The following is a 12,520-nucleotide window of genomic DNA, read 5'->3' on the forward strand; positions in this document are numbered from 1 at the left end:
CCTAGGCCGTCGCGGTCGGTCAGCTCACGGCTGCGGCCAGTTGCGCAGCAGGGAATCAAGGGCATCGAGGGTACGGGACCACGAGTCGTCCGTCGGGCGCGGCGTGTGGCGGAAGCCGCCGGTGCGCTCCAGGCTCACGAAGCCGTGGAACGTGCTGTGCATCATCCGGATCGCGTCGGTCTGGTCGGGCTCGGCGAGCCGGTAGCCGCGCAGGATGGCCCGGGTCATCTCCGAGTGCCGGATGCCCGCGCTCGCGGCGGCCGTCTCGGGGTCGAGGTCGATCTGCATGGCCGCGTACCGACCCGGGTGCCGCCTCGCGTAGTCCCGGTACGCGTTGGCGAAGGCGACGAGGGCGTCCTTGCCGGCCCGGCCGGCGAGCGCGTCGGCGACCTGGTCGGCCAGTTCGGCGAGCGCCAGCAGGGCGATCCGGACGCGCAGGTCGTGGGCGTTCTTGAGGTGGAAGTAGAGGCTTGCGTCCTTCACGCCGAAGTGCCGCGCGAGGGCGGCGACGGTCACGTTCTCGACGCCCACCTCGTCGGCCAGGTCGGCCGCCACCTGGGTCAACCGCTCCACCGTCAGACCGGCACGTGCCACGCGCCACACCCCTCAATCTAGCCTTGTTAATCGTTTGCCTAGGAGAGCTAGGCTACTACCTATGCTAGCCATCACCGAACCCGCCATCCGCGCCTCCTTCGTCAACGTCACGCAGGGCGAGGCGAAGCGGATGGCCCTGCCGGGCGATCTCGACACGTACCCCTGGGAGGACCTCGACTTCCTCGGCTGGCGGGACCCCGCCGCGCCGCAGCGGGCGTACCTGGTCGCCGAGACCGACGCCGGCCCCGTCGGGGTCGCGCTGCGGGTGGCGCCACAGCAGACCGGGCGGGTACGACGCAGCATGTGCTCCTTCTGCCTGACCACCCACACCGGCGACGGCGTGTCGCTGATGACGGCCCGCAAGGCCGGCCGCGAGGGCCGGCAGGGCAACACCGTCGGCGCGTACGTCTGCTCCGACCTGGCCTGCTCGCTCTACCTGCGGGGCAAGAAGGACGCCGGACGGCGGATCGACGAGACCATCACCCTGGCCGAGAAGATCGACCGCACCACCGGCCACCTGGTCGCGTTCCTGCGCCGGGTCACCGAGTAACTGGCGTCTCGCTACGAGCAGTCGCAGAACGCGGTCGCCTGGACGACGTCCGCGACTTTCACGGTGACCGTCGGCGTCTCCGCGACGAGTCCGACGGCCTCCGCCATATCGTCGGACCAGACGATGAGGTCGTCGGCTCCGGGCGTCGCCCGGACGACGGAGGTCGTGAGAATCGCCTTGATCTGGAACGTGGCGTTGATGGGCGGCTTTTGAACATAGGCCAGAGCGACCCAGTCCCCACCCGGGATTTCTTTCGTGGAATCCCACTGGACGTAATACCGCGGCACGTCTCCGGGGCAACATTCGCGCGCGATCAACACATACGAATGCAGCCCAGCCGCAGCGCGCGTTCTGCCGCGCACCTCGATGGCGCAGGCGTCTTTCACACACTCCACGGTTGCGCCATCTGTCGACGTTGGCGTGAGGATCGTGACAGGCGGTGCAGGGCTGGGCGACGGCGCCTGCGGCGGGACCGACGTCGGGGACACAGCGGCCGGGGGACGCTCGGGCTCGGCAGACCTGTCCGACAGAACACTCGGCAGCCCGACGGCGAGCGCCACGATCACCCCGGCCGCGGCAGAGACCGCGGCCACGGCCTCCCACGGCCGCGACGGAGAGCGGGGTTGCCGGCTTTCGCTGCCTCCGGTGGCCGCTGGCGACGTGACTTCGGCGGGGACATCATCTGAATTTTCAGGTGAGGTACTTTTCTGAGCCTCTTCCTCGTTCACCCCATATCCCCCATACCACCTCAACGGTCGTCGCCAGAATATCGCGAGTTCCACTATCGACGATGGGGTCAATTTTCGGCTCGTCGAAGTCCACGTCGAACAGCCTTTATGACAGGCGGCTCAGGTCGGCGTCGGGGTGACCTATGGAGGTGTGGGCCCTGTCGAGCTGCCCCAGATCTGGGCCGACCGTCGACTCGCACGGCGCGGTCGACGCAGCCTGCCCCATTTCCGGGGCAGCTCGACAGGGCCGAACCAAGGACGGTCCCACCTCGGCCCGCACATCCGGAACTCGGCACCGTCGCACGCGCTCGCTCAGGGGTCGCGGGCGCCACCCATTCGTGGTCGTGTCACTTGCTGGCTGCTGCTGGCCGCAGTGGGGGCCGTTGGCTGTGTACGGAATCGATTGTGGCGACCGCAGCCAGAGCGAGGGTGGCCGCGAAGGCGGCCAACAGTGGCGGTGTCAAGATCAGGGCTGGTGAGATGCCGGCGAGGACGAGGATCGCGAGCCACCGATCGCCCGACACGCGACGAAACACGGCGTACTCCAGCATGGCGCGTCCGGCGAGGAACAGCGCAGGCCCGCCGACGATGAAGGCGATCCAGGCTGGCGGCGTGTGTCCCAGCGGATGTGCGATCACCAACTTGTAGCTGACCGATATCGCGAGGATTCCGGCGACGAGAACCGGGTGAGAGAAGACAACCGGACGTCCGGCCTTTGGTGCGGCGACCGCTGCGATGGCGTCTGCTTCCAGTTCACCGGCGCTGTTGTAGTAGATGCGCCAAAGCAGCGCCGTGGTGATAAATGCCGCCAAGGCCGCCGCGAGAGGCGCGATTTCGAACCCGGCGTGATCAAGAGTAAGACCAGTGACCAGCATCAACTCTCCGAGCGCGATGGTGAAGAATTGTCGACAGCGGTCAGCGAGGTGTGCCGCGGAGAACGCGAACTCCCCCGCACGCGCGCGGCCCAGCCCCGGGGTGGGCAGCCCGAGGACGTTCGACGCCAATGTCACCGCCACGGCCAGCGCCCACAACACCACACGGGTCCAGCCCTCCGTGAGGGCGCCGACGATCCAGGGCACCGCCGCTACGCTGAACCAGAAGGCCCTGCGCAACTCGACGCGCTGGAGTTCGTCGCCCCGCAGCAGATACAGGAGAACGCCGGCGGCACCGAGCTGGACGGCTACGTTCGCGACGGCGAAGTACAAGCCCCGCGCGCCGAACGCCTGCGGTACCGCGGCGGCCATCAGCAGGGTACCGAGCAGATTTCCGAGGACCAGCAACCGTATCTGCGGTAGTCGCGGGTCGAACTTGTTGCACTGCTCGGCCGTGACGGTCCAGACCTCCATCAGGGGAAACAGCAAGATCAACGCCCGGACGATGCCGCTCCAGCTCAGATCCGCCAACACGAACGCGAGTTGCATGAGCGCGAGAACGAACACGACGTCGAACAGCAGTTCCAGGTGCGTCGTCCTCGTGGCTTCGGGTCTTCGTCGCAGCCCGGTTGCGTTTCTCGCCACCGCCTCGCCTCTTTCGAGCATTCCGACCGGCTTTGTGGCGCATTATCCGGCAGGGGGCCACCTCCGCGCTGGGCGATGCGAATCAGCCCGGCAGATGGTCGGCAGTAGCGTGCGGCCTGTCGAATGCTAGCCATCACCGAACCCGCCATCCGCGCCTCCTTCGTCAACGTCACGCAGGGCGAGGCGGAGCGGATGGCTCTGCCGGGCGATCTCGACACGTACCCCTGGGAGGACCTCGACTTCCTCGGCTGGCGGGACCCCGCCGCGCCGCAGCGGGCGTACCTGGTCGCCGAGACCGACGACCACCCACACCGGCGACGGTGTGTCGCTGACGACCGCCCGCAAGGCCGGCCGCGAGGGCCGGCAGGGCAACTCCGTGGGGGCGTACGTCTGCTCCGACCTGTCCTGTTCGCTCTACCTGCGGGGCAAGAAGGACGCCGGACGGCGGATCGACGAGACCATCACCCTCACCGAGAAGATCGACCGCACCACCGGCCACCTGGCCGCGTTCCTGCGCCGGGTCACCGAGTAACCGTCGGCTGCGAAGCCACGCTCTTACCGAGGGAGAGACCGGCGTCGGTGTAGCCGTGCCGACTGTAGAAGCGGACCGCACCGACGTTGCGGTGGTGGATGCCGGCCGACAGATACGTGATCCCCCGGTCGCGTGCCCACCGTTCTGCCGCCGCCAGCAACGCTGATCCCACCCCGAGCCCTCGGACATGGGGCAGCACCACCGTGTGGACCTGGGCCGACGGCTCGGGACGCAGGATCTGATGGTCGGGCGGGTCGGGATGCCGCAGCACTTCGACCATCCCGACCACCTGACCGTCGTGCCCCTCAGCGACGAGGACAGCATGCCGCCCGGCCTCGTCGGCCACCGTTTCCGTGAAGTGGCGAACTACCGCGTCGCGCGGCGGGACGCGGTAGGTGGCAGCGTCGAGCGCGATGTGCGCCTCAGCGTTGGCCAGGCGCAACTCCACCAGTGACGCGAGATCCGCCAACCTCGCTGGCCGAACCGTTGACCGGGTCTCCTGCACCGTCGCGATCCTAGGGTCGAGTCAGCCACTCGGGCAGCCCGACCATGATTACCAGGACAGGGGCTCGGCCCCTGCCACGTGTGTGCTCGTCCTGTCGAGCTGCCCCAGGTCTGGGCCGACCGTCGATTCGCGTAGCGGTCGCTGCGGCCCGCCCCACATGCGGGGCAGCTCGACAGTGTCAGACCAGAGGTGTGGAGGTCCCGCGTCGGCCCGCACGCCGGGACTCGGCCCCGCCGCATGCAACGATGCCGATATGGAACAGGTGCTGAAACGGCGGGCGGCCTCGGACGCGATCAGCGACCAGGGATGGCGGTATCTGCTGGGCGCGCTGCGCACGTCGGTGCCCGTCGGTTCGTTGACCGAGGCAGCCGAGGTGGTGGCCCGCGTGGTGACGGCGTGCGGTGGCGACGCCGACGGGCACCTGCGCGCCGACCTCCGGGCGGACCGCGTCGTCCTGACCCTGCAAACGTTGGATCAGGCGGCGCTCACCGCCCGCGACATCGACCTTGCGCATCGGATCTCCGCCACCGTGCGCGACGGCGGGCGCCAGACCGCTCCCGAGATCGGACCGAGTGCGCCACGGTCGGTCCAGCTCGTGGAGATCGCTGTCGACGCGCTCGACATCGCTGCGGTCCGGCCGTTCTGGAAGGCCGTGCTGGGCTACGCGGACGAGGCGGGAGCCGACGGTCCTGAGGACCCGATCGTCGACCCGGTGGGGCAGGGTCCGGCGATGTGGTTCCAGCAGATGGACCGGCCACGCACGGACCGGAATCGCATCCACTTCGACATTTGCGTCCCACACGACGAGGCATCCCGGCGGATCGAGGCCGCGCTCACGGCCGGTGGCCGACTCGTGTCCGCGTCCCACGCTCCCGCCTTCTGGGTTCTCGCCGACACCGAGGGCAACGAGGCATGCGTGACGACCTGGCAGGGGCGCGACGGCTCGTAGACCGGGCTGACCGGCCAGTCTTAGCAGTCGGTGGCCAGGCGGGCGTGCAGGTGCTCGTCGTAGCGGCGGCCGTCGCCGTACCGGTACGACTCGCGCAGCGTGCCCTCGGCGGAGTAGCCGGCCCGGTCGGCGACCCGGCAGGACGCCGGGTTGGCGACGGCGTGGCACAGCTCGATCCGGTGCAGCCGCAGGTCGTCGAACGCCCACGCGGTGAGCCGGGCGACGGCCCGCGTGGCGACACCGCGCCCGCGCGCCGCCGGCACCGTCCAGTAACCGATCGAGGCGTCGCCGTGCCGGATGTGGTGCAGCGACGCTGAGCCGAGCACCTCCCCGTCACCGGCGGCGGTCACCGCGAACGAGGCGTGGTCGCCGGCTGACCAGTCGCCCCGACGACGCACCCAGAGCAGGGCGGCCTGGTCGTCGATCGGGCCGTCGCCCTGCGGGTTCCACTGGGCGATGGCACTGTCGCGCAGGGCGTCGCGCACCGCCGGCGCGTCCGCCTCCCGCCAGGGGCGTAGCAGCAGGTCGTCGGCGGTCAGCTCCACATGTTCCACGAGGCCGGAGTCTGGCACACATCACGCCGGTCCCGCCGCCGGTTTAGCCGCAGCCTTCTTCAAAGCTGTACGAAGGAGGCCGACAACCGGACAGACGTGACGCAGACAACCCGCATCACCACTAGTTAAATTTTTAACTAGTGCTATCGTCGTGGGCGTGACAGAGAGCCTGGACAGCACCCGAGCGGCCGCCTGGCGCGCCTACATCGAGGCCAGCCAGCGCCTGTTCACCCAGATGGAAGACGACCTGCGGGCCGACAGCGACCTCAGCTTCGCCGACTACCACGTGCTGGTCCTGCTCTCCGAAGCGCCGGGGCAACGGCTGCGGATGGGCGAGCTGGCCGGCCGCCTGGTCTTCTCCCCCAGCCGCCTCACGTACCAGATCTCCTCGATGCAACGGCGCGGCCTGGTCAGCAAGGAGCCCTGCCCGGACGATCGGCGCGGCAGCGAAGCCGTGCTCACCGCCGCCGGGCTGCTCACGCTGACGGAGGCCGCACCGCACCACCTGGCGTCGGTGCGTACCCATCTGATGGACGACCTCGACGACGCCGAGGTCGCCTGCCTCACCCGGATCTTCGACCGGCTCGGCCGCCGCTTGCGGGCGGCCGGGACCACGTCGAACACCCACGCCTCACGCTAAGGAGCCCCGCGATGCCCGCGATCACCGTTGACAACGTTCTCGTCCTGCCCCGCCTGCCCAAGCTCCACAAGGCCACCGCGATCCGCAAGGTCCGCAAGGTGACCACCGCGCCCAGCGGCTTCGAGGGCGAGGGCTTCCCGGTCCGCCGGGCCTTCGCCGGGGTGTCGACGACCGACCTGGACCCCTTCATCCACCTCGACCAGATGGGCGAGGTCGACTACGCGCCGGGTGAGCCGAAGGGCACCCCGTGGCACCCGCACCGCGGCTTCGAGACCGTCACGTACATCATCGACGGCGTCTTCGACCACCAGGACTCGCAGGGCGGCGGCGGCACCATCACCGACGGCGACACCCAGTGGATGACGGCCGGCAGTGGCCTGCTGCACATCGAGGCGCCGCCGGAGCACCTCGTGACGAGCGGCGGCCTCTTCCACGGCACGCAGCTCTGGGTCAACCTGCCCCGCAAGGCCAAGATGAACCCGCCCCAGTACCAGGACATCCGGGGCCGGGAGTCGGCTCTGCTCACCACCGAGGACGGCGGCGCGCTCATTCGCGTCATCGCCGGTGAGATCGCCGGGCACAAGGGCCCGGGCTCCACGTTCACGCCGATCACCATCAGCCACGTCACCGTCCAGCCCGGCGCGCAGGTCGACCTGCCCTGGAACCCCAACTTCAACGCCCTGGTGTACGTCCTCGGCGGGCGCGGCACCGTCGGCGCCGAGCGCCGGCCGGTGCACACCGGCCAGCTCGCGGTGCACGGTCCGGGTAGTGCGCTGCGCTTCAGCGCCAACGCCACGCAGGACAGCAACACCCCGGCGCTGGACCTCTACATCATGGGCGGGCAGCCCATCCGGGAGCCGGTGGCGCAGTACGGGCCGTTCGTGATGAACACCCGCGACGAGCTGCTCCAGGCGTTCGAGGACTTCAAGGCCGGCCGCCTCGGCGTCATCCCCACCGAGCGCATCCCGCACACCGACGGCAAGCGCCCGCGCCCCTGACCCCGATCATGCGAAACGCCCCCGGAGCGATCCGGGGGCGTTTCGCGTAGTACCGGTCAGGCCGCCGCGTGGGCCTTCGCCATGTCGACGAACGCCCGCCACTGCACCGGACCGAAGGCCAGCGTCCCACCGTCACGGTCCTTCGTGTCGCGGACAAGGACGACACCGGGGAGATTGTCGGCGACCTCGACGCACGCGCCGCCGTTGCTACCGCTCTTCGTGCTCTTGCGCCATCGCGCGCCGGTCATGTCCATGATGATGCCGCTTCCCTGATGAGATCGAGAGACTGCGTCCGGAACGCTAATAGCGGTCAGGCCGCCTTGTGAGCCTTCGCCATGTCTACGAACGCCCGCCAGGCCGCCGGGCTGAAAACCAGCGCAGGGCCGGTCTGGTCCTTCGAGTCCCGAACGCCAACGACGCCGGACAGGTTGTCGGCAACCTCGACACAGTCGCCACCATTGGCGCTGCTACGGGTGCTCTTGCGCCAGATGGCGCCGGTCAGCTCCATGTCCCCGCCACTTCCCTTATGAGTTGGATCGACTGCTCATGAGACAGTGCCATGCCGCGCACGTTCTCCCATGCTGCCATCAGAGCAACCAGTTCCGCAGGCTCGGACGCCACCTGACCGTGGAGCTGTGTGTCGAGATAGCCCGCGGTTCGATTGTCGGCGCTGCTCGCAATCACGAATGGGCCGGAAAGACCAGCGTATGCACCGGCAGACAGAGGCACCACATGGACGCGTACGTGCGGCAGGCGCTCCGTTCCCACCAGCGATTCGAGTTGCTCCCGCATCACCTCGGGGCTGCCCACGCAGCGTCGTAGGACCCCCTCGTCCACGACGGACGTCAACCACGGCGGGCCGTCCTTGGCGAGCACCGACTGACGAGACATCCGGGCTGCTACTCGCCGCTCGACTTCGTCGGAGGTGAGCTGCCCGGCCGAGGTGAACAGTGCGCGTGCGTACCGCTCGACCTGAAGCAGACCGGGCAGGACGAGCGGCTGGTAGGAGCGCAGGGAGTGCGCCTCGCGCTCGATCACCTCCCAGGGGCGGAACCAAGCGAGATCACGTGTCCGACGGTTTGTGTCCGGCCATATGTCGGACACAGCGCAACCGAGTGCCCCCGCCGCAGCAGTCCGGTGTGCCTGATGCGGGATTCGGCCCTCGCGCAACCATCGATCCGTTGTCTTGGGGTCAACACCGATGCGTCCGGCCAGGGATTCTGTTGTGTGGCCGGACCTTTGCAGCGCCACCCGCAGCGCGTCATTCACCACGACACCTCCGGGCACAGTGGATTTCTGGACACCATACCGACACGGGCTGTTTCTGTCCGACTACAGATGGCACGTTTGGCCCAGACGGCGCGGCCGGTAGGGACCCGAACCCGGCGGACGCGTTCGTACCGGGGTCGCCCCTGCCGGGCGAGCACGCACGGGGGCGGCCCCGTCCCACGACGACAACGCGAAGGAGGCACTGTGCGCTTCACGTTCTGCCGTAGCGAAGCCGTCCCGATGGTGGGCCGCCTGATCCGGGCACGAGCCAACGGGGGTTGGTCGTGATCTCCGCGCAGGTGTCCGGCCCTGACCGAGGGCCGGTCGCGGACCGTCCGCGCCGGCGCGGCCAAACCCCGCCGCACACGCCGTTACGGCCGCACTGGGCCTGCCGCGCCGACGGCCAGCCGTGGCCGTGCGCTACCGCGCGACTCATGCTGAAGGCAGAGTACGAGAGCAAGATGCCGAGCCTGTCGATCTACCTGGCCGGGCTGTTCTACGAGGCGATGCGGGACCTGTACCACCTCAACCCGCACGACGGGCCGAGCCCGCGAGCCCTGTACGACCGGTTCGTGGGATGGGGACCGTTCCGCAGGTCCATCGTCGAGCCGTCGACCTCGCACCGCGACACGTAGAACGGCAGCCCACGTTCGGGATCGCATGTGTTCCTGCCCCTCAGCCGGGTAGGCGGCGCGGCCCGTTCATATGCACGATCCCGGGTCGTCGGCCGAGCCGATGATGACGTAGAGGGCACGTCGCAACTGTGCGACCTCGGCCGCCGGGATGGCCCGGACCGCGTCGGCCTCCCGAGCTTCGGTGCCGGCTGCGACAGCCGCCCGCGTCGCATCGCCTTTCGGGGTGATGGCGACGATGCGGGCTCGCCGGTCTCGCGGGTTGACGCGCCGTGCGACGAGTTCCATGCGCTCCAGCCGGTCGATCTCCGCGGTGAGAGTCGTCTTGTCCATGCCGAGGGCTTGCCCGAGTTCGACCTGGGTGAGATCAGCGGTCTTGTGCAGAGCGCTGAGGACGATATGGTCGCGCAGCGACAGGCCGTGCCGTTCTGCTTCCGCGCCGACGAGTGCGTGCATCCGTTGGGCCGCCCTGTGCAGCAGCCACGTGAGCTCGGAGTCGGGCCCCGGTCCCAGTGTGGGGCGCTGCGGTGCCTCGTCGATCGTCGGATCGGGGCGGCTCGAAGCGGGTGAGGCAGGCATGGTCACGGTGTCACGCTCGGGAACCGGGACGGCAGGAGCGGGATGCTGTCGTAGGCGGCGACATCGTGGGCCGGAACGACCTGCAACACGCGGCTGAGGGCGATGCTGCGCTGCAGGCCGACCCGGACGGTCTTCGCGTCGACATCGGCGACGCGGCGCATCAACCACGGGCGTTTCGCACCACGGGAAATGCCGTCCATCTGCCAGGTGAGGTCGCCGATGAACGCATACCGCTGCCCGGAGGGCAGCGTGACGAACACGACGACAGAACCCGAGGTGTGCCCCGCAGCGAGGGCCACGATCACCGAGCCGTCTCCGTAGAAGTCGAAGCTCGCCGGAAAGCCGAGATACTCCGGGCCGTCGAAGGCGTACCTCCGGATCTCCAGGCCCTGCGACACCGCGCGGAACACCCTGCCGTGCGTGTCGTCGGCGCCGTACCGGATCTCGGCCTCGTTGATCCACACCGGCACCCGCAGCGAGTCCAGGCCGCTGACATGATCCCAGTGCACGTGCGTGACGAGCACGCCCAGTAGTCGGGACCGGTCATAGCCGGCCGCATCGAGTTGCTGCGCCGCGGTCCGGCTGAGCCGGTGGGGAGCACGCTCTATCCGCGCCAGCATTGTGATGTGCTCCGCCACGTGCTCACCGAACCCGGCGTCGATGAGCAGGTCGCCCTTTGGGTGGGAGATGAGCACGGCGGTGGCCGCGAAATCCCGCTTGTCCCGAATGGACCCTCCGGTCACGGCGAACACCGCTCGCGTCGTGTAGGTGCCGGTGGGCAGCCGGTACAGCGCCATGTCCGCCGGCGGGGTCGCCTCGGGCAGCGGGCCTGTCCAGTACGAGGAAGGTGAGATGACCACACCCAAAACCGTACGACCCAAGACCGTCCGAGTCAAGAACGTCTGATCCAGGAGGATCGGAGCTGTCATCCTGCGTACGGCCTGCCGCCGCGCCGCCCTGATCCACCCGAAAGCGTCAAGACCGTCAGGCCCTCGGTCAGCGCCCTGATGCGAGTGCTCCCACCGCCGAGCGCGTAGTGGCGCACGTCGAGTCAGACCAGCCGGAGGACCTCTACGAGCTGGGAGAAGACCGGGGCAACGATCCGCCATGAGCACTGCTCCGGATCGGTCCAGAAGTCACTGGCAACGACCTGAGGGTCGGCGGCGTCGGTGCGATAGTCGAGGGCCATGGCGACGTCGTCACCGTGGATGCGGCTGACCGCGATGAGAACCGCCTGCTCCGCATCGAGCCAGGGCAGTTCGACGCTGGCGTTGGCGGTGCTGCCAAGTGCCTGCCGGAACACGAGCGACGACGGAAGGTCATCGGCGAACATGGTGAGCGATTCACTCGCGCCCCGCATCCCCTCGACGCTGGCGAGGAAGTCCAGCGGAGATTCGAACCAGGGCATGAGATCGCGGAGAACCTCGTCACCTGGATGCCGCCAGTGGCCGGCGTTGAGCAGTTCGGTCATCAAGGCAGGCAGCACCAGACCGTTGACGTGTAAGGGGTTTTCGACGCGCACGTCTTGTCAGCCCTTCGCGAAGGTGCGGAGGCTGGCGTAGAACGTGGTCTTCGGCCACGGCGGGGTCTCCGGGGCGGCTTTCCAGGTGAGGTGGACGAGCGCCCAGCGTTCGGGAAGCTGGACGAGGATGTCGTCCGACGTCTGCGACCTGGCAACGATCCTGACGGGTTGGCCGTGCAGTGGATGGCCGGGCGCCACGTCGACGAGAAGTTCGGCATGCAGCGCCTGGCGTTGCCGGAGTTCGAGGGCTGTGTCCCCACGCAGGTCCCACCACGAATCGCCGAAGGTGGGTTGCGTATCCACGCCCCCATCCTCGCCCATCCCGACGGCCACGCCCCCGCCCGCCCGCTCCCCCACGCCGCCGATCTTGCACTTTCTGCTCGGTCATAAGGGACCAAATCAGCTCATCCCGGCAACCAAAAGTGCAAGATCGGCGCGGCCCGGCCCCGCACCGCACCCGCGCGGCGAGCAAGATCTGAGCAACTTCACTGATCCTGCTGTCTCACGCGTGCACGAAGCAGCAACATCAGTGAACTTGCTCAGATCTTGATACCCGGAGACGGGCGCGGGGCGGGTCGAGCGCCGGTCGCGCCGGTGATCCACTCCGGGTCGGCGATGTCGGGGCTTCCCGCGCGGCGGGATGCCCCGACATCGGCGATCTCGAGACGATCATGGCGCCAGAGCCAGCCGGCCCGCAGCGCCGCCGTCAGGAGACCGCGAAAATCCCCGCTACGCCCAGGATCACCATCAGCAACACCGCTACCAGCGCCCCCCGTTCGCTCTCCACCGCCGGCTCGCGGTACTCGTTCACGGGGTTCGTCGTCTCGCGGGGCATGGTGTGGCCTCCTCGGCTGTTGTCGCTGCTCGCGTGGCGTCGTCCAGGTCACCGGTCGGGCGGCCCGGCATGCGGACCCGCGTCGGGGGTCCTACCGTGAGGACGTTGTCGACCTC

The 12,520-nt window shown here is 68.8% G+C and carries 18 protein-coding genes and 1 pseudogene; 6 read left to right on the forward strand and 13 right to left on the reverse strand.

Translation table 11 applies throughout. From position 1 onward, the window contains the following. Positions 1-24: 24 nt before the first annotated feature. On the reverse strand, positions 25-594 hold the full coding sequence (locus AC3EN4_RS20810) for a TetR/AcrR family transcriptional regulator (RefSeq protein ID WP_435207413.1): 570 nt from the start codon (positions 592-594) through the stop codon (positions 25-27). A gap of 61 nt (positions 595-655) precedes the next feature. Here AC3EN4_RS20810 and AC3EN4_RS20815 point away from each other — a divergent pair, with 61 nt between their 5' ends. After that, entirely contained in the window at positions 656-1,144 is a 489-nt protein-coding gene (locus tag AC3EN4_RS20815; RefSeq protein ID WP_435207414.1) for an FBP domain-containing protein, read from the forward strand. Positions 1,145-1,155: 11 nt separating this feature from the next. Here the strand turns inward: AC3EN4_RS20815 and AC3EN4_RS20820 are convergent, their stop codons facing one another. Both AC3EN4_RS20820 and AC3EN4_RS20825 read right to left on the reverse strand, forming a co-directional pair. Next, positions 1,156-1,872 carry a hypothetical protein gene (locus AC3EN4_RS20820; protein WP_435207415.1) on the reverse strand — a complete coding sequence of 239 codons (717 nt, stop codon included), beginning with the start codon at positions 1,870-1,872 and terminating at the stop codon, positions 1,156-1,158. Between the two features lie 347 nt (positions 1,873-2,219). Next, positions 2,220-3,389 (reverse strand): low temperature requirement protein A, encoded by a 1,170-nt coding sequence (locus AC3EN4_RS20825; RefSeq protein WP_435207416.1) that lies wholly within the window; start codon positions 3,387-3,389, stop codon positions 2,220-2,222. Positions 3,390-3,581: 192 nt separating this feature from the next. Between AC3EN4_RS20825 and AC3EN4_RS20830 the strand changes: the two are divergent. After that, positions 3,582-3,921, forward strand: a pseudogene (locus AC3EN4_RS20830) (FBP domain-containing protein). Here AC3EN4_RS20830 and AC3EN4_RS20835 read toward each other — a convergent pair. Then, positions 3,911-4,426, reverse strand: a complete 516-nt coding sequence (locus AC3EN4_RS20835) for a GNAT family N-acetyltransferase (RefSeq protein ID WP_435207417.1) — start codon at positions 4,424-4,426, stop codon at positions 3,911-3,913. The pseudogene AC3EN4_RS20830 and the gene AC3EN4_RS20835 sit on opposite strands and share 11 nt — an antisense overlap. A 253-nt stretch (positions 4,427-4,679) precedes the next feature. Between AC3EN4_RS20835 and AC3EN4_RS20840 the strand changes: the two genes are divergently transcribed. Then, a complete protein-coding gene (locus AC3EN4_RS20840; RefSeq protein ID WP_435207418.1) occupies positions 4,680-5,375 on the forward strand; it encodes a VOC family protein in 696 nt (231 codons plus the stop codon). A gap of 20 nt (positions 5,376-5,395) precedes the next feature. On the opposite strand, the gene AC3EN4_RS20845 is transcribed toward AC3EN4_RS20840, so the two are convergent. Then, positions 5,396-5,929 carry a GNAT family N-acetyltransferase gene (locus AC3EN4_RS20845; RefSeq protein ID WP_435207419.1) on the reverse strand — a complete coding sequence of 178 codons (534 nt, stop codon included), beginning with the start codon at positions 5,927-5,929 and terminating at the stop codon, positions 5,396-5,398. Positions 5,930-6,086: 157 nt separating this feature from the next. Here AC3EN4_RS20845 and AC3EN4_RS20850 point away from each other — a divergent pair, with 157 nt between their 5' ends. Together AC3EN4_RS20850 and AC3EN4_RS20855 are read left to right on the forward strand one after the other, a co-directional pair. Continuing rightward, positions 6,087-6,569 carry a MarR family winged helix-turn-helix transcriptional regulator gene (locus AC3EN4_RS20850; RefSeq protein WP_435207420.1) on the forward strand — a complete coding sequence of 161 codons (483 nt, stop codon included), beginning with the start codon at positions 6,087-6,089 and terminating at the stop codon, positions 6,567-6,569. Positions 6,570-6,580: 11 nt separating this feature from the next. Continuing rightward, entirely contained in the window at positions 6,581-7,567 is a 987-nt protein-coding gene (locus AC3EN4_RS20855) for a pirin family protein (protein WP_435207421.1), read from the forward strand. Positions 7,568-7,623: 56 nt separating this feature from the next. Here AC3EN4_RS20855 and AC3EN4_RS20860 read toward each other — a convergent pair whose 3' ends face one another. The 3 genes from AC3EN4_RS20860 to AC3EN4_RS20870 all read right to left on the reverse strand — a co-directional run bounded on the left by AC3EN4_RS20860 (position 7,624) and on the right by AC3EN4_RS20870 (position 8,836). Then, positions 7,624-7,815, reverse strand: coding sequence for a DUF397 domain-containing protein (locus tag AC3EN4_RS20860; RefSeq protein WP_435207422.1), 192 nt, complete (start codon positions 7,813-7,815; stop codon positions 7,624-7,626). A 62-nt stretch (positions 7,816-7,877) separates the two neighbouring features. Beyond that, complete coding sequence (locus tag AC3EN4_RS20865) at positions 7,878-8,075, reverse strand: DUF397 domain-containing protein (protein WP_422739451.1); 198 nt, start codon at positions 8,073-8,075, stop codon at positions 7,878-7,880. After that, positions 8,066-8,836 (reverse strand): DUF5753 domain-containing protein, encoded by a 771-nt coding sequence (locus AC3EN4_RS20870; protein ID WP_422739450.1) that lies wholly within the window; start codon positions 8,834-8,836, stop codon positions 8,066-8,068. Before AC3EN4_RS20870 ends, AC3EN4_RS20865 begins: the two co-directional genes overlap by 10 nt. A gap of 284 nt (positions 8,837-9,120) precedes the next feature. On the opposite strand from AC3EN4_RS20870, the gene AC3EN4_RS20875 reads away from it, so the two are divergent. Continuing rightward, on the forward strand, positions 9,121-9,471 hold the full coding sequence (locus AC3EN4_RS20875) for a hypothetical protein (protein WP_435207423.1): 351 nt from the start codon (positions 9,121-9,123) through the stop codon (positions 9,469-9,471). A gap of 66 nt (positions 9,472-9,537) precedes the next feature. On the opposite strand, the gene AC3EN4_RS20880 is transcribed toward AC3EN4_RS20875, so the two are convergent. The 5 genes from AC3EN4_RS20880 to AC3EN4_RS20900 form a co-directional block, all read right to left on the reverse strand. After that, positions 9,538-10,047: a MarR family winged helix-turn-helix transcriptional regulator gene (locus AC3EN4_RS20880; protein WP_435207485.1), complete on the reverse strand. Its 510-nt coding sequence runs from the start codon at positions 10,045-10,047 to the stop codon at positions 9,538-9,540. A gap of 2 nt (positions 10,048-10,049) precedes the next feature. Further along, the gene (locus AC3EN4_RS20885) at positions 10,050-10,976 is read right to left on the reverse strand and encodes an MBL fold metallo-hydrolase (RefSeq protein ID WP_435207424.1); all 927 of its coding nucleotides are present in this window, start codon (positions 10,974-10,976) and stop codon (positions 10,050-10,052) included. A 122-nt stretch (positions 10,977-11,098) separates the two neighbouring features. Beyond that, positions 11,099-11,569 (reverse strand): hypothetical protein, encoded by a 471-nt coding sequence (locus AC3EN4_RS20890; RefSeq protein WP_435207425.1) that lies wholly within the window; start codon positions 11,567-11,569, stop codon positions 11,099-11,101. 6 nt (positions 11,570-11,575) lie between these two features. Then, complete coding sequence (locus tag AC3EN4_RS20895) at positions 11,576-11,926, reverse strand: hypothetical protein (protein WP_435207426.1); 351 nt, start codon at positions 11,924-11,926, stop codon at positions 11,576-11,578. Positions 11,927-12,275: 349 nt separating this feature from the next. After that, on the reverse strand, positions 12,276-12,404 hold the full coding sequence (locus tag AC3EN4_RS20900) for a hypothetical protein (protein WP_354973754.1): 129 nt from the start codon (positions 12,402-12,404) through the stop codon (positions 12,276-12,278). Positions 12,405-12,520 lie beyond the last annotated feature (116 nt).

The sequence above is a fragment of the Micromonospora sp. bgisy143 genome (assembly GCF_057708145.1).

Bases quoted from the DNA above. Each gene is read 5' to 3' on its own strand.
- AC3EN4_RS20815 (WP_435207414.1), top strand. From the start codon at position 656: ATGCTAGCCATCACCGAACCCGCCATCCGCGCCTCCTTCGTCAACGTC.
- AC3EN4_RS20840 (WP_435207418.1), top strand. From the start codon at position 4,680: ATGGAACAGGTGCTGAAACGGCGGGCGGCCTCGGACGCGATCAGCGAC.
- AC3EN4_RS20855 (WP_435207421.1), top strand. From the start codon at position 6,581: ATGCCCGCGATCACCGTTGACAACGTTCTCGTCCTGCCCCGCCTGCCC.
- AC3EN4_RS20860 (WP_435207422.1), bottom strand. From the start codon at position 7,815: ATGACCGGCGCGCGATGGCGCAAGAGCACGAAGAGCGGTAGCAACGGC.
- AC3EN4_RS20865 (WP_422739451.1), bottom strand. From the start codon at position 8,075: ATGGAGCTGACCGGCGCCATCTGGCGCAAGAGCACCCGTAGCAGCGCC.
- AC3EN4_RS20880 (WP_435207485.1), bottom strand. From the start codon at position 10,047: ATGCCTGCCTCACCCGCTTCGAGCCGCCCCGATCCGACGATCGACGAG.
- AC3EN4_RS20885 (WP_435207424.1), bottom strand. From the start codon at position 10,976: ATGACAGCTCCGATCCTCCTGGATCAGACGTTCTTGACTCGGACGGTC.
- AC3EN4_RS20900 (WP_354973754.1), bottom strand. From the start codon at position 12,404: ATGCCCCGCGAGACGACGAACCCCGTGAACGAGTACCGCGAGCCGGCG.